This is a genomic window from Curtobacterium sp. Curtsp57 (assembly GCF_047324335.1).
Lineage (GTDB): Bacteria > Actinomycetota > Actinomycetes > Actinomycetales > Microbacteriaceae > Curtobacterium.
This window is the reverse complement of record NZ_CP168511.1, coordinates 3,149,055-3,165,192: the sequence shown is the minus strand read 5'-3', so window position 1 is coordinate 3,165,192 and position 16,138 is coordinate 3,149,055. Positions and strand designations below refer to the sequence as shown.

The following is a 16,138-nucleotide window of genomic DNA, read 5'->3' as shown; positions in this document are numbered from 1 at the left end:
GGAGTGGGTCAGCGGACGCCGCGGATGCGCGAGACCGAGGCGATCCCGAGCAGTCCGACGACCGCGCCGGTGATGAAGAAGCCGCTGTAGCCGCCGGTGAGGGCGATCACGCCTGGGGCCGCCGCCGGCACGATCGACTGGGGCAGGGCCTGCGCGATGTTCACGACGCCGAGGTCCTTCGCATTGTCCTCGTCGGACGGCAGCACGTCCGTGATCAGCGCGAGGTCGACGGCGTAGAAGACACCCATGCCGGCACCCATCACGAACTCGCCGACCAGCACCGTGCCGAGCGACGGCGCGGTCGCGATGAGCACGAGGCCGACGACGCCGACGATCCCGGCGACCGCCACGAAGAGCTTGCGGCGCCCGAGCCTGTCGGACAACCACCCGGCGATGAGCGAGGTGAGGACGATGCCGACGACGTTCCAGAGCGTGCCCTGGAAGACGGCGTTCGCCACGTGGGCGGGCTCGACCCCGATGTCGTCGCGGAGGAAGTAGGTGAGGTAACTCACGGCGGTGTACTGCGCGGCGACCATCATGAACCGGGTGAGCCAGGCCCAGCCGAGGTCGGGGTGCTTCACGGGGTTGAAGACGAACGACCCGAAGAGCTGCCCGATACCGAGGCGCGTCGACGGCCGCTCGGTGAGCACGCGGTCGCGGAAGAGCAGCGCGTAGAGGACGACCACGGCCGACCCGATGGCCCCGGGGACGAGCATCTGCGTCGCCGACGTCGAGAAGAGCTGCACGAGGAACGTGCCGCCGACCAGCGCGAGGTTCTGCGCGAGCCCGAGCAGCGCCGCGACCCGTCCGCGCTGGGACCGCGTGACGTGGTCCGGCATGACGGCGGTCAGCGCCGCGATCGTGGCGTTGTACGCGATCTGCGTGACGCCCCAGGCGAGCACCAGGACCACGGTGGAAGAGGTCGTCGCGACGACCACGAGGCCGGCGAACCCGACCACGGTGCCACCGATGATCCACGGACGACGCATGCCGAGCCTCCCGGCCGTGCGGTCGCTGAAGCGACCGGCCAGGGGGTTGGCGACCATCGCCGCGAACGCGCCGACGCCGAGTGCCACGCCGAGCACGCCCGCCTGGTCGTCCGGTGCGATCTCCGCGACCTTCAGGGCCATCGCCACCAGCACGGGTGGGAGGAGGGCGATGTACAGGCCGAGCATCGCGATCGGCATGCCGAGGGTGTACATCAGCGAGCTGCCTCGACCGCGCGTGGGTGCGACTGCGGTCGGGGTGTCGGAAACGGTCAGGGCATCGTTCGCCACTGCAACCTCCATCGGGTGCGCCGCCGGCGTCGGCGACTCGCACGCCTTCGTCGGCGGCTCGTGCCACCGTACCACCAAAACCTATTGACGCTAGGTTTTCTGCGATCGCCCAGGAGCGGTACAGTCTCGCCATGACACGACGGGGTTCGTACGCGAAGGGCATCGCGAAGCGCGAGGAGATCCTCACCGTCGCCCTGGACCTCGTCGCCCAACAGGGGTTCCGGCGCACGAGCATCAAGGACATCGCCGACGCGGTCGGGCTGACGCAGGCCGGACTGCTGCACTACTTCGACTCGAAGGACGAGCTCTGGGTCGAGATCCTCCGGCGCCGCGACGAGATCGACAACGCAGCAGACTGGCACGCGAACGACCCCGGTGAGCTCCTCGCCGCGATCGTCCGGCACAACGCCGAGGTCCCGGGGCTCGTCCAGATGTTCGTGAACCTCTCCGCCGCGGCCGCGACCGACCCGGACCACCCCGCGCACGAGTACTTCCGGCAGCGCTACGAGAACTCCCGGCGCACGATGGCCGCGGACTTCCGGACGATGCAGCAGGACGGCCGGCTCCGCGCCGACGTCGACGCGGAGGAGCTGACGAGCGTGCTGCTCGCGGTGTCCGACGGCATGCAGATCCAGTGGCTGTTCGACCCCGCGCGCGACATGGCCGCACACGTCGAGCTCGTCGTGCGCCTGGCGGTGGCCCAGGCGGTCCCCTCCGTCTGACCCGCGCTCCGCGGACAGGTACCGCTGGTGCCTGGTTGCGGCGGTCCCGGCAGTGCAGGATGGACACCGACAGCACGACTCGACGATGAGCGGAGGCGCGATGACGCGCGTAGTGGTGACCGGCGGCAGCGGCAAGCTCGGACGAGCGGTGGTGCGTGACCTCGACGAACACGGGTACGACGTGGTCCTCCTCGACCGCGTCCCGTCTCCTGACAAGCCCGAGCGCGTGCAGTTCGTGCGGATCGACCTCACCGACTACGGGCAGGTGGTGAATGCCCTGCTCGGCATCGACGACCGGTACGACCACGTCGACGCCGTCGTGCACCTCGCGGCGGTGCCGGCTCCCGGGCAGGTCCCCGACGTCGCGCTCATCACGAACAACGTGACCGCGTCCATCAACGTCTTCCACGCCGCACGCGCCGCGAAGATCACGAACGTGGTGTGGGCGTCGAGCGAGACCCTGCTCGGCATCCCGATGGGCGAGCACCACCCGCCCTACCTGCCCGTGGACGAGGAGTTCCCGGTGCGTCCGCAGTCCTCGTACTCGCTCGGCAAGGCCGTGGAAGAGGAGATGGCGCGGCACTTCACGCGTTGGGACCCGACGTTGAAGATGATCGGCCTGCGGTTCTCGAACGTCATGGACGAGACCGACTACCCGTCGTACCCGTGGGACGCCACCCCCGAGGCGAAGACGTTCAACCTGTGGTCCTACATCGACTCCCGCGACGGTGCCCAGGCCGTGCGCAAGGCGCTCGAGGCGGACCTGACCGGCTTCGAGGCGTTCGTCATCGCGAGCCCCGACACCGTGATGGACACTCCGACCATCGAGCTCGTCGAACGGTACGTGCCGGACATCGAGCGTCGTGCGGACATCGACGGCGTCAGCTCGCTGCTGTCGTCGGAGAAGGCCCGCGAGCTCCTCGGCTACGACCCGCAGCACAGCTGGCGCGACCACCGGTCCTGAGCAGCACCGGCACGGCGGGCTGCATCACATCGGGCCGCGTCAGGCCGGGGTGAGCAGCCCGTCGAGCACCAGGTCACGGGCGGTCGGCAGCAGGTCGGCGGCGAGCACCTGCTCGTCGACGCCCGTGATCTGCGCGAGCGCACCGATGATCGCCGCGACGGAGAGTTCGCCGTCGCACGCGCCCACGAACGCGGCGAGCGCCGTGTCCGCGTCGACCCGCCGGCCGAACCCGCCGCCCTGCACGAGCGTCATGACCGTGGGGTCGTCGTTGCCCGGCCAGTAGTACCGCTCCTCGGTGACGTCGCCGGCGACCGTCAGGTGCGCGGCCGCGAGTGCAACGTCGTCGTGCGCTGCCAGCCAAGCGGCCGCGTCGAGGACGCGGGCCACCGTGGCGCCGAGCCCCGCTGGGTTGGAGCCGAGCGTCTCGGGGACGCGCTCGAAGCGCCGGAGCTGCACCGAGCCTCCCGTCTGTGCCCTGCGGACCACGACGTAGCCGAAGCCGACGCCGACGACCTTGCGCTCCCGGAAGTCGTCGAGCCACGCGCCGACCAGCTGGTCGAACGCGGCCGTGCCCGGCTTGGTCCCGCCGTCGCGGATCCAGGTCTCGGCGTAGGCGTTCGGGTCCTGCCGCTCGCGCTCGACCACCCATGCGTCGAGGTCGGTCCCCTCGAACCAGGCGCGGACGCGGTCGAGCCCGTCGACGCCCCAGTGGTACTCCCAGTTGCCGAGGAGCTGCGCGGTCCCGCCGGGTTCGAGGTGCTCGGCCAGGCCACGGAGGACCGTCTCGACGAGGGCGTCGCCGACCATCCCGCCGTCGCGGTACTCGTAGGACGGGACGCCTTCGGTGCGTGGGGTGATCACGAATGGCGGATTCGACACGATGCGGTCGAAGCGCTCCCCGACGACGGGCTCGAACAGCGACCCGGAGCGGAAGTCGATGCCGTCGATGCCGTTCAGCTGCGCGTTGAACCGCGCGATGTCCAGGGCGCGGCGGGAGATGTCGGTGGCGACGACCTCGTCGGCGAAGCGCCTGGCGTGCATGGCCTGGATGCCGCAGCCGGTCCCGAGGTCGAGCACCCGGTGGACGGGCACGGGCACCTGCAGACCGCTCAGCGTCGTGGTGGCACCACCGATGCCGAGCACGTGTTCCTCGTCGAGCGCGCTGCCGAGGGCGAGTTCCCCGAGGTCGGAGACGATCCACCAGCTGCCGGCACCGGCGTCGTCGACGAACGCGTACGGACGGAGGTCCACCGTCGGGTGCGCGCGGTCGTCGTCGACACGGAGCAAGCCGGCGGCCACGACCGCGTCGAGCCCGGCCGTCGGGAACGCCTGCTCGGCGTCGGTGCGGGGCACGGTGAGCCCGAGGACGAAGAGCGTCGCGAGCGTCGTCAGCGGCGACGTCGGACGGGCGTCGAGCGCACGGACGGCGGCAACGCGATTCCCACGGTGTAGCGCGGCCGCCGCGTCGACCCCCCAGAGCGCGTCGACGCCCTCGACGGAGAACCCGGCGGCGTCGAGGTCCGCGGCGACCGCCGTGGTGACGGCCGGGTCGGCGACGACGGTGGGCAGCGTGTGGGTGCCAGCGGTCACGCGGGGACCTCGTCGCGCATCAGGGCAGCGGGCACCTGCCAGTCGAGGACCAGGTCGAGGAGTCCGGGGAACCGCTGCTGCACGTCCTCGACGCGCGCGCGGCTGCTGCGGGTGAGTCCTTCCTGGTGTTGCTCGAGCAGGCCGGCCTCGCGCAGGACGCGGAAGTGGTGCGTCAGCGTGGACTTCGGCCGGTCGATGCCGACCCAGCCGCAGCTGCGGATCCCGCCGGCGGCGTCGACGAGGTACCGGTGCAGGATCGCCAGGCGGATCGGGTCCGACAGGGCGTCCATCACGACGGGGAGGTCCATCTCGGCCACCGTCGGCTGCGGGAGCCGTTCGGGGGCAACGGTGCGCTCGGGCATGGACGGGACGCTACCACCGTTCACCTCCCAGTACGACTTGCGTCGTACAGCGGAGTACGGTACGACTTTCCTCGTACTGTTCGTCATCGAAGGGGCACCCATGCAGTCAGCTCGCTCGGTCGCCGGGTTCTGGATCCTCGCGGCCATGCTGCTCGTCTCGGTCGCGTCGTCCGCCGTGCCGTCGCCGATCTACCCCGTGTACGCGGCGGAGTGGCACCTGACGCCGCTCATGCTCACCGGGGTGTTCGCGATCTACGTCGCGGGGCTCCTCACCAGCCTGCTCGTCGCCGGACGACTGTCCGACCACGTCGGGCGGAAGCCGGTGCTCGTCGTCGGTGGGCTCGGCGTCGCACTCTCGCTCGGGCTGTTCTCGATCGCGGACGGCCTCGGCGCGCTGATCGTCGACCGCATCGTGCAGGGCGTCTCCGTCGGGCTGCTCATCGGTGCCCTCGGTGCGGCGCTGATCGACAACTCGCTCGAGGCACACCCGTCCCTCGCCGGCGTCCTGAACGGTGTGATCCCGCCGATCGCCCTCGCCACCGGAGCCCTGTCGAGCGGTGCCCTCGTCGAGTGGGGTCCGGCGCCGGAACAGCTCGTGTACGTGCTCTTCGGGGTGCTGCTCGTCCTCATGGTGATCGCGCTCGTGGTCGTCCCCGAGCGGGTCACCCGCCGTCCGGGAGCCCTCCGTTCCCTCCGGCCGACGATCTCCGTGCCCCGGTCCTCGCGCCGGCTGTTCCGCGGCGTCGCCGGCTCGCTCATCGCCAGCTGGGCGCTCGGCGGGATGTTCCTGTCGCTCGTACCGTCGGCGCTCGGGGCGGTGTTCGGGATCACGAACCACTTCGCGGCCGGAGCACTCATCGCCGTCGTCACCGGCGTCGGAGCGCTCACCGGGTTGGCGATCCAGCGGCTCGACGCCCGCATCGGCGTGCTCATCGGACTCGTCGCGCTGATCCTCGGGCCGGTCGTCACTGTCGCGTTCGTCGTCGCACACTCCCTGCCGGGGCTCGTCGTCGGCAGTGCGATCGCCGGGGTCGGCTTCGGCGCCGGCTTCCAGGCGCCGCTCCGGATGCTGCTCGCCACCGCTGCGCCCACGCACCGCGCGGGGCTGCTCTCCACCATCTACGTCGTGAGCTACCTGGCCTTCGGTGTCCCCGCGGTCATCGGCGGCCTGCTCGAGCCGACGGTCGGACTCGTGCCGGTCATCGCCGGGTACGGCGCGTTCATCGTGCTCGCCGCGGCGGTCGCCCTCGTGCTGCAGCTCGTCTCGCGCGACGCCGCCGAGGTCGAGGAGCAGGCATCCGAGCGCATCGCGACGGGCTCGGTCCGCGTCCAGGCGTGCCCGGCCCCCGCCGCGGACTGAGCCGCCCGGAGCTCAGTGCCCGGGACGCGCAGGGCGCCGGCCGATGCTCCGGTGTGCGTCGTCGTGCGCCGCGTCGACGTCGGCCTTCCCGCGGTCGGCGACGTTCCTGAGCCACTGCGGCCCGTGCGCCTTCGCCCAGTCCCAGAACCGGTGCAGCTGCGCCTTCAGCCACGTGATGATCTTGTGGAAGAAGTGGAACTCGCTCGCCAGGATCGTCAGGCCGATGAACACCACGAGCCACCCGGGCCCGGGCAACGGCACGAGGATCAGCCCGATGATGACGACCAGCCCGCCGACGATGCCGACGACGACCTTGTAGAAGAGGTGCAGGTGCGGGCGGGCGTGGATCCACTCCCGGGCCTGGTGGAACCAGCGGAAGCGGTGCCGCAGCGCGGACTCACCGGAGTCCGCTTCCGCGGGTCGGTGGTTCGGGTCGCCGTCCATGCCGAAACGGTAGGGCGCGCGGCTGGGAATCCGCGGCGCGCGCGGTGCACGGATGCCCGGCAGTCGGACTGGAGGCTCGTCACGCGTGCGCGACGCAGGTCGCGGCCCACGGGACTGCCGCCAGTCGTGCCTCCGGGATCGGTTCGCCGCCGACGACGCACGTCCCGTAGGTCCCCTTGTCCAGCCGCGCGAGCGCTGCGTCGACCTGTTCGATGCGGCGCCGTGCGTCGTCGCGGACCGCGCCGAGCGACCCTCGCTCCCAGGCCAGCGTCGCTCCCTCGGGGTCGTGCTCGTCGTCCGTGTTCGCACCGTCGCGAGCGTCGCTGACGTCGCGCATGCTCCGCTCGACGTCGGCGATGAGCTTCGTCGCCCGCGCTCGCTCCGCGCTCAGTGCCGCACGTGGATCGTCCATGCCCCCCGAACCTAGTCCGACGGAATGCGCGACCTCTCGAATGCGTTCGCATGGACATGACCAAGATCGGGTTCCTGTCGTTCGGACACTGGCGTGACGTCCCCGGATCGAAGGTGCGCAGCGGCCGCGAGGCCCTCGTGCAGGCGATCGACCTCGCGGTGGCGGCCGAGGAAGCGGGCGTCGACGGCGCGTACTTCCGCGTGCACCACTTCGCCCCGCAGCAGGCCGCACCGTTCCCGCTGCTCTCCGCCATCGCCGCGAAGACGAGCCGCATCGAGATCGGCACCGGCGTGATCGACATGCGCTACGAGAACCCGCTCTACATGGCGGAGGAGGCGGCAGCGACCGACCTGATCTCCGGCGGGCGACTGCAGCTCGGCGTCTCGCGGGGATCACCCGAGACCGCTCAGGCCGGTTACCAACAGTTCGGGTACGTGCCCGACGCCTCGGACCCGAACGGCGCCGACCTCGCCCGTGCGCACACGAGCGTGTTCCGCCGCGCGATCGCCGGCGAGCCGATGGCGAACGCGAACCCGCAGATGACGGGTGCCGCGGGCTCGTTGCCGGTCTTCCCGCTGTCCGACACGCTCCCCGACCGCATCTGGTGGGGTGCCGGAACCCGCGCCACCGCCGAGTGGACCGCCGAGCAGGGCATGAACCTGATGTCGTCGACGCTCTTGACCGAGGACACCGGCGTGCCCTTCGACGAGCTGCAGGCCGAGCAGATCGAGCGCTTCCGGCGGGTCTGGGCCGAGTCGGGCTGGGACCGTGAGCCCCGGGTCTCCGTGTCGCGCAGCATCATCCCGATCATCGACGACGAGTCGCGGCACTACTTCGGCGTCCGCGCGCAGGTCGAGGGAGCCGACCAGGTCGGGTACCTCGACGGTGGGCTCGCCCGCTTCGGGCGGTCGTACATCGGGTCTCCGGAGTCGCTCGTCGAGGAGCTCGCGGCGGACCAGGCGGTCCGCGCTGCCGACACCGTGCTCGTCACCGTGCCGAACCAGCTCGGCGTGGACTTCAACGCCCGGCTCCTCGCGGCGGTGAAGGACGTCTTCGCCGAGGTGGACGCCGCGCCGGCACGGGCGTAGACGTCCCCCTTCCTGCCGACACCCGGGTTGGGACTGGGGAGGGTGCTCGGCGGCACGTAGCGTCGGAGCGCACCATCCCCCGTTCTCAGGAGCACCTCGTGACGCTGCCGGCCGCTGGCTGGTTCCCGGACCCCCGGGATGCCGGTCGTCTCCGTTGGTGGGACGGCCACGCCTGGGGTGAGGCGACGCGCGCGGTTCCGACCCGCCACGTCGAGCCGGTGCTGCCGATCGTGGTGGCGCCGACGGGCCCGGCCTTCTCGGTACGGACCGGCACCGTCGAACACCGTGCGTGGGCGTACGGCGCGAGCACGTCCCGGAAGCTCTGCGCGTTCGCGATCTCCGCGGTGCTGCTCGCCGTCGCGTCCCTGCTGCTGAACCCCTACGGCGTCTTCAGCGTGCTCGCTGTGGTCGCGGGCGTGATCGGGATCGTCCGCCCCGCTGCGACGGGCCGGTGGCGGGTCCTCGCTCGGAGCCTGGCCGCGTCAGCGCTGGTCCTCGCCGTCGCGACGGGCATCATCGCCGCCGACGTCCACTTCCCGTTGGCCTGATCCGCACCGTTCCGCTCCTGCGCTCCCGGCTCGCTCGCGCCCGTCGCCCTGGCGATCGAGTGCGCAGAAGACGGGGGACGACTTCCCCGCAGAACCCCTTTTCTGCGCACTCGATCGGCCGACGGGACGGGCGGCGCGTGCGATCGGCCGACGGGACGCGCCGCCGCACCCCGTCAGCGCCGGGCCCGCGGGTGCGCCGTCTGGTACACGTCGCGGAGCATGTCCGCCGTGACCATCGTGTAGATCTGCGTCGTCGCGACACTCGCGTGTCCGAGGAGCTCCTGCACCACCCGGACGTCCGCCCCACCCTCGAGCAGGTGCGTCGCGAACGAGTGCCGGAACGTGTGCGGCGACACGTGGGCGGACAGGTCCGCCCGGTCGGCCGCAGCCTGGATTACGAGCCACGCGCTCTGCCGTGACAGCCGTGCCCCGCGGGCCCCGAGGAAGAGCGCCGGCGTCGATGGCCCCCGCGCGGCGAAGACCGGTCGTGCACGGACCAGGTACGCATCGATCGCGGCCCGTGCGTAGCTGCCGAGCGGCACGATCCGCTGCTTGTTCCCCTTGCCGGTGACCTTCACGACCGAGACCCCGGTCCCGTCCGGGTCGTCCGTCACGTCGTCGACCGAGAGCCCGACGGCCTCGGAGATGCGCGCCCCGGTGGCGTACAGGAGTTCCAGGAGCGCCCGGTCGCGCAGCTGTACGGGATCGTCACCGTCGACGGCCTGCAGCAGCCGGTCCATGTCGTCGACCGAGATCGCCTTCGGGAGCCGCATCGGGGCCTTCGGTGGGCGGACGGACGCGCCGGGGTCGAGTGGCAGCCATCCCTCCCCAGCGGCGAACGTCGCGAAGGACCGCACAGAACTGAGCATGCGGGCGACGGACCGTGGCGCCAGCGGCGATGCTGCTCGCGTGGCCAGATGCGAAACGAACCCCGCGAGATCCGCTCGCGTCAGTCGAGCGACGTCGTCGACGACCGACGCGCCCCCGGCCCGATCGGCTCCCTCGGAGTCGACCACCGGCTGGGTGCCGACCCACGTGGCGAACGTCTCGAGGTCCCGCCGGTACGCCGACAGCGTGTGCTGCGACAGACCCCGCTCGATCGCGACGTGCCGCAGGTACGTCTCGGTGGCGGCAGCGAGCGAGACCATCCCCGAAGGCTACCGGCGCGACGCCGCGTCCACGGCGAGCGCCGCCACGATGAGCGCCGAGTTCCGCAGTCGCCCCTCCAGGATCCCCGCGACGATCTCCGACCGCGGCACCCAGCGCTTCACGATGTCCGCTTCCTCGTCGGAGCGGTCGAACGCCGACGCCGTCGCTCGGACACCGCGTGCCCGGTAGATCTGGATGAACTCGTTGCTGCCGCCAGCAGAGGTGTTGTACCGCACCAGGGGCTCCCAGTCGTCGGCCTCGACGTCGGCTTCCTCGGCGAGCTCCCGCTGCGCGGCGACGAGCTCGTCCTCACCGGAGATGTCGAGCAGCCCGGCCGGCAGCTCCCAGTCGCGCAGGTGCACGGGGTGACGGTACTGCTGGATGACGAGCACGCGGCCCTCGTCGTCCTCGGCGTAGACCGCGACGGCCCCGGTGTGGTCGATGTACTCACGCACCATGCTGCCGTCGCCGTACGCCACGGTGTCACGCCGGACGTCCCAGACGGCGCCGTCGTACACGAGGGTCGAGTCGGTCACGTCGAAGGATGCTGGCTCGTCGGAGATGGGTGCGTCGGTCACCCGTCCATCCAACCAGCGTCCGCCATGACCGCCGGACGAAACCGGCTTCCGTGCTCGACGCCCGGCCACAGACGGGAGGCACGGTGCCAGCTGGCACTCCTCCCTCGCAGGCTCGGTCGGCGCGCCCCGCGTGCCGCTGGCGCGTCACTGCTGAGCGGGACGCGCCCGTCCGATCGTGGGTGCGTTACGACGCGACCTGCTCGCTCTCCGGGTCGAAGAGCCGGGTCGACTCGTTGCGCGCGATCGCCGCCTCGACGAGCCCCGCGAACAGCGGGTGCGCGTCGTTCGGACGCGACCGCAGCTCCGGGTGCGCCTGCGTGCCGATGTAGAACGGGTGCTGCGCACGGTCGAGCTCGACGTACTCGACCAGGCTGCCGTCGGGCGAGGTGCCCGAGAACACCAGCCCGGCGTCCGCGATCTGCTGACGGTACTTGTTGTTCACCTCGTAGCGGTGACGGTGCCGCTCGGACGCTTCCGGCGCGCCGTACAGCGACTCCGCGAGCGACCCGGACGTGAACGTCGCCGGGTAGAGGCCCAGCCGCATCGTGCCGCCCATGTCGCCGCCGGCGATGATGTCCACCTGCTCCGCCATCGTGGCGATGACCGGGGTCGGGGTCTCCGGGTCGAACTCGGAGCTCGACGCGTCGTGCAGTCCGGCCTCGTGGCGGGCGTACTCGATGACCATGCACTGCAGGCCGAGGCACAGGCCGAGCGTGGGGATGTGGTTCTCGCGCGCGAACTTCAGCGCACCGAGCTTGCCCTCGATGCCGCGCACGCCGAACCCGCCGGGGACGCAGATGCCGTCGACGTCGCCGAGCTGCTTCGCCGCACCCTCTGGCGTGGTGCAGTCGTCCGAGACGACCCACTTCAACGTGACCTTCGCGTTGTGCGCGAAGCCACCGGCACGGAGCGCCTCGGTGACGGACAGGTACGCGTCCGGCAGGTCGATGTACTTGCCGACCAGGGCGATGGTGACGTCCTTCTTCGGCTCGTGCACGGCGCGGAGCACCGGGTTCCACGAGGTCCAGTCGACCTCGTTCGCCTCGAGGTGCAGTGCGTCGACGATGACCCGGTCGAGCCCCTGCGCGTTGAGGAGCGTCGGGAGGTCGTAGATCGACGGGACGTCGACCGCGTTCACCACGGCGTCCTCGTCGACGTCGCACATCAGCGCGATCTTGCGCTTGTTCGAGTCCGAGACGGGCCGGTCGCTGCGGAGCACGAGTGCGTCCGGCTGGATGCCGATCGAGCGGAGCGCGGCGACGGAGTGCTGCGTCGGCTTGGTCTTCTGCTCACCCGATGCGTTCATGAACGGCACGAGCGAGACGTGCACGAAGAACACGTTGTTGCGGCCGAGCTCGTGCCGCACCTGACGCGCCGACTCGATGAAGGGCTGGGACTCGATGTCGCCGACCGTTCCGCCGACCTCGGTGATGATGACGTCGGGCTGCGGGTCGTTCGACGCCTGCTCGCGCATCCGTCGCTTGATCTCGTCGGTGATGTGCGGGATCACCTGCACGGTGTCGCCGAGGTACTCGCCGCGACGCTCCTTGGCGATGACCGTCGAGTAGACCTGCCCGGTCGTGACGTTGGCCGACTGCGACAGGTTGATGTCGAGGAAGCGCTCGTAGTGCCCGATGTCGAGGTCCGTCTCGGCGCCGTCGTCGGTCACGAAGACCTCGCCGTGCTGGAACGGGTTCATCGTGCCCGGGTCCACGTTGAGGTACGGGTCGAGCTTCTGCATGACGACCTTGAGGCCACGTGCCGTGAGCAGGTTGCCGAGGCTGGCCGCCGTCAGGCCCTTGCCGAGAGACGAGACGACCCCGCCGGTCACGAAGATCTGCTTCGTCACCTTCGGGGTCGGGGAGCTTGCCTGGGTACCGCTGCTGAAAGTGTCCGCCACGGGGTTCCATCGTACGTCAGAACTGCCGGGAGGCGCGACCCGCGTTCGCCTGGCGCGTGTCGCCCGGACGCGTGGCCGGGTCCACGGCCCGGCTCGCGCCCGCCACTGCGGCGTGCGTCCGTCAGTCGGACTGGGCGGCGACGTCGAGCAGCTCGCGCGCGTGCTCCATGCCGCTCGCGCTGTCGCCGAGCCCGGAGAGCAGACGGGCCATCTCCTGCAGCCGTTCGTCGCCCTCGAGCCGGCGCACGCTCGACGACGTCACCGCGCCGCTGGCGTCCTTCACGACGTTGAGGTGGTTCGTCGCGAAGGCCGCGACCTGGGCCAGGTGCGTGACGACGATGACCTGCGTGCGCTCGGCGAGCTTCGCCAGGCGCCGACCGATCTCGATCGCCGCGGCGCCACCGACCCCGGCGTCGACCTCGTCGAACACGAACGTGGGGACCGTCGTCGACCCGGCCATGACGACCTCGATCGCGAGCATGACGCGGGAGAGCTCGCCGCCCGACGCCCCCTTGCCGATCGGCCGCGGGTCCGTCCCCGAGTGCGGCTGCAGCAGGATCGCGACCTGATCGCGCCCGTGCCGCCGGTACTCGCCGGCGTCGGTGACCTCGACCACGAGCGTCGCGCCGGCCATCGCGAGGGTCTTCAGCTCCGTCGTCACGCGCTTCGCGAGGTCTGCTGCCGCCTTCGTGCGTGCCTGGGTCAGGGTCGTCGCCGCCTGTTCGAGCGCCTGCTCGTCCTGCGCGACCGCTTCCTGCAGGGCGACGATCCGGTCGTCGTCGCCGTCGAGCTCGAGGAGCCGATCGCTCGCGCGCTGGCCGAACGCGATGACGTCGTCGATCGTCTCGCCGTACTTGCGCGTGAGCCCGGCGAGGAGTGCTCGGCGCTCGTTGATGAGCTCGAGGTCGTGCCCCGCGTCGGGTTCGAGCGAACCGAGGTAGCTCGACAGGCTGGCGGATGCCTCGCTCGCCTGGATGCCCAGCTCCGTGAGCTGTTCGAGCACCGGCTGCAGCGTGCTGTCCGCGCCGGCCACCCGCTCGACCGCACGGCGAGCGGCCTCGACCAGGCCGATGACGTCGGTGCCGTCGAGGGACTCGGACGAGATGGCTTCGTGTGCGAGGCCCGCGGACAGGCGCAGTTCCTCGAGGTTCCCGAGGCGGTCCGAACGCTCCTGGAGCTCGGCGTCCTCGCCGGGCTGCGGATCCGCCGCCTCGATCTCGTCGGAGGCCTCGCGCAGACGAGCGGCTTCGGCCAACCGGTCGTCCTGGTCGCGCGTGAGCGTCTCGAGGTCGGCGGCGTGCTGCTGCCACGTGTCGTACACGGCGACGTACCTGCCGAGGGCCTTCTCGACCGCTGTGCCACCGAAGCCGTCCAGGGCGGCGCGCTGCGCGGTCGACGAGGTCAGGCGGATCTGGTCGGACTGCCCGTGCACCGTGACGAGTTGGTCCGCGAGTTCACCGAGCACCGCGACCGGTGCCCCGCGTCCACCGACCGTGGCGCGGCTGCGCCCCTCGGCCGAGACCGTGCGGGTCAGGATGAGCTCGCCGTCCTCGACCGCTCCCCCGGCGTCCTCGACGCGCTCCGCGACGGTGGCGTGGTCCGGGATGTCCCAGCGGCCCTCGACGACGGCGCTCGACGCACCCCGACGGACCGAACCCGCGTCCGCCCGCGCGCCAAGCAGCAGCCCGAGCGCCGTGACGATCATCGTCTTGCCGGCACCGGTCTCACCCGTGACGACGGTGAACCCGGGGCCGAGCTCGAGGGTCGCGTCACCGATGACCCCGAGGTCGTTGATGGAGATCTCCTGGATCACAGGCGGTCCTCGTCGTCGTGCTGCGGCCCGCGCCACCCGGCGACGGGCAACTGGAACTTCGCCACCAGGCGGTCCGTGAACGGGGCGTCCTTGAGCCGTGCGACCCGGACCGGTTCCGGCGACCGGCTGACCTCGATGCGCGCTCCAGGGGGGAGGTCGTGGGTACGTCGGCCGTCGCACCAGAGCACGCCGACGCCGCTCGTCCGCCGGAGCACCTCGACGGCGAGCACGCAGTCGGGTCCGACGACGATCGGCTTCGAGAAGAGCGCATGGGCGCTCAGCGGCACCATGATGAGCGCGTCGACGTCCGGCCAGACGATCGGACCGCCGCCGGAGAAGGAGTACGCCGTCGAACCGGTCGGCGTGGAGATGACGACGCCGTCGCACCCGAACGAGGACAGCGGACGCCCGTCCACCTCGGTGACGACCTCGAGCATGCGCTCGCGGGAGGCCTTCTCGATGGTGGCCTCGTTCAGGGCCCACGACGAGTAGACGACCTCGTGCCCGACGACGACGTCGACCTGCAGGGCCACCCGTTCCTCGACGTGGTACTCACCGGACAGGGCACGCTCGACCGTCTCGGAGAGGCCGTCGCGCTCACTCTCGGCGAGGAACCCGACGTGGCCGAGGTTCACACCGACGAGGGGCGTGCCGGTCCCGCGCACCAGCTCGGCCGCGCGGAGGATCGTGCCGTCGCCGCCGAGGACGATGACGATCTCGAGGTCCTGGGCCTGCACGTCGACGCCGAGGATGTCGACCTGGCCGACGGACGCTTCCGCACGGCGGATGTCGGCGTACTCGTCGAAGGGCATCACGGGGACGAGACCGGCCGCGTGCAGGAGGTCGCAGACCTCGACCGCGGCGTCGATCGAGTCGCGGCGACCCGTGTGCGACACGAGCAGGATGTGCCGTTCGTCGCTCATGGGGTTCCTTCCGCCAGTTCCGTCGCCCGGTCGATCCATTCTGTCGGATTCGACCCTGCGCCCCGCTGGAGACGCGCGAGGTACTCGTGGTTGCCGTGGGTGCCGATGATCGGGGGCGCTGCGAGCCCCGAGGTCCCGAGACCGAGGTCCCACGCCGCCCACAGGACGTTCATCAGTGCGTCGTTCCGGAGGTCGGCGTCGTGCACGATGCCTTCACGGACACCGCCACGGCCGACCTCGAACTGTGGCTTCACCAGCAGGACGAACTCGTCGGCGGGCACCGATGCGACGAGTGCCGGGAGCACGATCCGGAGGCTGATGAACGACAGGTCCCCGACCACGAGGCTGGTCTGCGACGCTGAGGCGTCGAGCGCCAGGTAGTCGTCAGCGGTGAGGTTCCGCGCGTTCAGCCCTTCGACCACGGCGACGCGGTCATCCATCGCGACGACGGGGTCGAGCTGCCCGTGCCCGACGTCGAGCGCCACCACCCGGCGGGCACCGCGGGCGAGGAGCACCTGCGTGAACCCACCCGTGCTCGCACCCACGTCGAGCGCCACACGACCGCTCGGGTCGACGCCGAACGTGTCGAGCGCTCCGACGAGCTTCAGTGCAGCGCGGGAGACCCACTCGTCCCCGGCGTCCACCACGATCGCCGCGTCCGGGAGCACCGGGGTCGACGGCTTGACGACCGCAGTGCCGTCCACGCTGACACGGCCGCCCTGGATGAGCTTGGCGGCGGCGGTCCGGGACTTGGCGAGCCCACGAGCGGCCACGGTCGCGTCCAGGCGCGCGGGAACGGACACGGTCTGGGTCGACACGTCGGGGTCAGGCACTCGCGGTGCCACCGCTCTCGAGCCGCGTGCGCAGCTCGTCGTGCAGGCCGGAGAAGGCATCGGCGCGATGCGGCAGCGGGAGGTGCTCAGCCGCACGTGCACGGCGCGCGACGTCGGTCAGGGACGGCTGCTCCTGCTCGTCGTGCTGTGGTTCCCCGGAGTCGTTCGACACGAC

17 protein-coding genes are annotated in these 16,138 nt (G+C 71.2%); 5 read left to right on the top strand and 12 right to left on the bottom strand.

Annotation, left to right across the window (positions count from 1 at the left end; all coding sequences use genetic code 11):
* Positions 1 to 8: 8 nt before the first annotated feature.
* Positions 9 to 1,277, bottom strand: coding sequence for an MFS transporter (locus ACEN9V_RS15285; RefSeq protein WP_413601004.1), 1,269 nt, complete (start codon positions 1,275 to 1,277; stop codon positions 9 to 11).
* 131 nt (positions 1,278 to 1,408) lie between these two features.
* On the opposite strand from ACEN9V_RS15285, the gene ACEN9V_RS15280 reads away from it, so the two are divergent.
* Together ACEN9V_RS15280 and ACEN9V_RS15275 are read left to right on the top strand one after the other, a co-directional pair.
* A complete protein-coding gene (locus ACEN9V_RS15280) occupies positions 1,409 to 1,999 on the top strand; it encodes a TetR/AcrR family transcriptional regulator (RefSeq protein WP_413601003.1) in 591 nt (196 codons plus the stop codon).
* A gap of 100 nt (positions 2,000 to 2,099) precedes the next feature.
* Complete coding sequence (locus tag ACEN9V_RS15275; protein ID WP_281265727.1) at positions 2,100 to 2,963, top strand: NAD-dependent epimerase/dehydratase family protein; 864 nt, start codon at positions 2,100 to 2,102, stop codon at positions 2,961 to 2,963.
* A 39-nt stretch (positions 2,964 to 3,002) separates the two neighbouring features.
* Here ACEN9V_RS15275 and ACEN9V_RS15270 read toward each other — a convergent pair whose 3' ends face one another.
* Both ACEN9V_RS15270 and ACEN9V_RS15265 read right to left on the bottom strand, forming a co-directional pair.
* On the bottom strand, positions 3,003 to 4,553 hold the full coding sequence (locus ACEN9V_RS15270; RefSeq protein WP_413601002.1) for a methyltransferase: 1,551 nt from the start codon (positions 4,551 to 4,553) through the stop codon (positions 3,003 to 3,005).
* Positions 4,550 to 4,915, bottom strand: coding sequence for an ArsR/SmtB family transcription factor (locus ACEN9V_RS15265; RefSeq protein ID WP_402729948.1), 366 nt, complete (start codon positions 4,913 to 4,915; stop codon positions 4,550 to 4,552). The genes ACEN9V_RS15270 and ACEN9V_RS15265 overlap by 4 nt, the downstream gene beginning before the upstream one ends.
* 100 nt (positions 4,916 to 5,015) lie before the next feature.
* Here ACEN9V_RS15265 and ACEN9V_RS15260 point away from each other — a divergent pair, with 100 nt between their 5' ends.
* Positions 5,016 to 6,275: an MFS transporter gene (locus tag ACEN9V_RS15260; protein WP_413601001.1), complete on the top strand. Its 1,260-nt coding sequence runs from the start codon at positions 5,016 to 5,018 to the stop codon at positions 6,273 to 6,275.
* A 12-nt stretch (positions 6,276 to 6,287) separates the two neighbouring features.
* Here the strand turns inward: ACEN9V_RS15260 and ACEN9V_RS15255 are convergent, their stop codons facing one another.
* A complete protein-coding gene (locus ACEN9V_RS15255; RefSeq protein ID WP_413601000.1) occupies positions 6,288 to 6,719 on the bottom strand; it encodes a TIGR02611 family protein in 432 nt (143 codons plus the stop codon).
* A gap of 79 nt (positions 6,720 to 6,798) precedes the next feature.
* Entirely contained in the window at positions 6,799 to 7,131 is a 333-nt protein-coding gene (locus ACEN9V_RS15250; protein WP_402729951.1) for a TraR/DksA family transcriptional regulator, read from the bottom strand.
* 50 nt (positions 7,132 to 7,181) lie between these two features.
* Here ACEN9V_RS15250 and ACEN9V_RS15245 point away from each other — a divergent pair, with 50 nt between their 5' ends.
* On the top strand, positions 7,182 to 8,219 hold the full coding sequence (locus tag ACEN9V_RS15245) for an LLM class flavin-dependent oxidoreductase (protein WP_413600999.1): 1,038 nt from the start codon (positions 7,182 to 7,184) through the stop codon (positions 8,217 to 8,219).
* Positions 8,220 to 8,317: 98 nt separating this feature from the next.
* On the top strand, positions 8,318 to 8,767 hold the full coding sequence (locus tag ACEN9V_RS15240; RefSeq protein WP_413600998.1) for a DUF2510 domain-containing protein: 450 nt from the start codon (positions 8,318 to 8,320) through the stop codon (positions 8,765 to 8,767).
* A gap of 173 nt (positions 8,768 to 8,940) precedes the next feature.
* On the opposite strand, the gene ACEN9V_RS15235 is transcribed toward ACEN9V_RS15240, so the two are convergent.
* The 7 genes from ACEN9V_RS15235 to ACEN9V_RS15205 all read right to left on the bottom strand — a co-directional run bounded on the left by ACEN9V_RS15235 (position 8,941) and on the right by ACEN9V_RS15205 (position 16,135).
* Positions 8,941 to 9,915: a site-specific tyrosine recombinase XerD gene (locus ACEN9V_RS15235; RefSeq protein WP_413600997.1), complete on the bottom strand. Its 975-nt coding sequence runs from the start codon at positions 9,913 to 9,915 to the stop codon at positions 8,941 to 8,943.
* Between the two features lie 9 nt (positions 9,916 to 9,924).
* Positions 9,925 to 10,494 (bottom strand): NUDIX domain-containing protein, encoded by a 570-nt coding sequence (locus tag ACEN9V_RS15230; protein WP_413600996.1) that lies wholly within the window; start codon positions 10,492 to 10,494, stop codon positions 9,925 to 9,927.
* 184 nt (positions 10,495 to 10,678) lie between these two features.
* Positions 10,679 to 12,343 carry a CTP synthase gene (locus ACEN9V_RS15225; protein ID WP_413600995.1) on the bottom strand — a complete coding sequence of 555 codons (1,665 nt, stop codon included), beginning with the start codon at positions 12,341 to 12,343 and terminating at the stop codon, positions 10,679 to 10,681.
* A gap of 172 nt (positions 12,344 to 12,515) precedes the next feature.
* Entirely contained in the window at positions 12,516 to 14,207 is a 1,692-nt protein-coding gene (gene recN, locus ACEN9V_RS15220; protein WP_413600994.1) for a DNA repair protein RecN, read from the bottom strand.
* The gene (locus ACEN9V_RS15215; RefSeq protein ID WP_281265739.1) at positions 14,204 to 15,130 is read right to left on the bottom strand and encodes an NAD kinase; all 927 of its coding nucleotides are present in this window, start codon (positions 15,128 to 15,130) and stop codon (positions 14,204 to 14,206) included. Before ACEN9V_RS15215 ends, recN begins: the two co-directional genes overlap by 4 nt.
* Positions 15,127 to 15,963 carry a TlyA family RNA methyltransferase gene (locus ACEN9V_RS15210; protein WP_413600993.1) on the bottom strand — a complete coding sequence of 279 codons (837 nt, stop codon included), beginning with the start codon at positions 15,961 to 15,963 and terminating at the stop codon, positions 15,127 to 15,129. The genes ACEN9V_RS15215 and ACEN9V_RS15210 overlap by 4 nt, the downstream gene beginning before the upstream one ends.
* On the bottom strand, positions 15,956 to 16,135 hold the full coding sequence (locus tag ACEN9V_RS15205; protein WP_413600992.1) for a hypothetical protein: 180 nt from the start codon (positions 16,133 to 16,135) through the stop codon (positions 15,956 to 15,958). The genes ACEN9V_RS15210 and ACEN9V_RS15205 overlap by 8 nt, the downstream gene beginning before the upstream one ends.
* Positions 16,136 to 16,138: the final 3 nt, after the last annotated feature.

What these genes read in the sequence shown, in the direction of transcription:
- ACEN9V_RS15280 (WP_413601003.1), top strand. Translation starts at nt 1,409, where the DNA reads ATGACACGACGGGGTTCGTACGCGAAGGGCATCGCGAAGCGCGAGGAG.
- ACEN9V_RS15275 (WP_281265727.1), top strand. Translation starts at nt 2,100, where the DNA reads ATGACGCGCGTAGTGGTGACCGGCGGCAGCGGCAAGCTCGGACGAGCG.
- ACEN9V_RS15265 (WP_402729948.1), bottom strand. Translation starts at nt 4,915, where the DNA reads ATGCCCGAGCGCACCGTTGCCCCCGAACGGCTCCCGCAGCCGACGGTG.
- ACEN9V_RS15260 (WP_413601001.1), top strand. Translation starts at nt 5,016, where the DNA reads ATGCAGTCAGCTCGCTCGGTCGCCGGGTTCTGGATCCTCGCGGCCATG.
- ACEN9V_RS15255 (WP_413601000.1), bottom strand. Translation starts at nt 6,719, where the DNA reads ATGGACGGCGACCCGAACCACCGACCCGCGGAAGCGGACTCCGGTGAG.
- ACEN9V_RS15250 (WP_402729951.1), bottom strand. Translation starts at nt 7,131, where the DNA reads ATGGACGATCCACGTGCGGCACTGAGCGCGGAGCGAGCGCGGGCGACG.
- ACEN9V_RS15245 (WP_413600999.1), top strand. Translation starts at nt 7,182, where the DNA reads ATGGACATGACCAAGATCGGGTTCCTGTCGTTCGGACACTGGCGTGAC.
- ACEN9V_RS15235 (WP_413600997.1), bottom strand. Translation starts at nt 9,915, where the DNA reads ATGGTCTCGCTCGCTGCCGCCACCGAGACGTACCTGCGGCACGTCGCG.
- ACEN9V_RS15215 (WP_281265739.1), bottom strand. Translation starts at nt 15,130, where the DNA reads ATGAGCGACGAACGGCACATCCTGCTCGTGTCGCACACGGGTCGCCGC.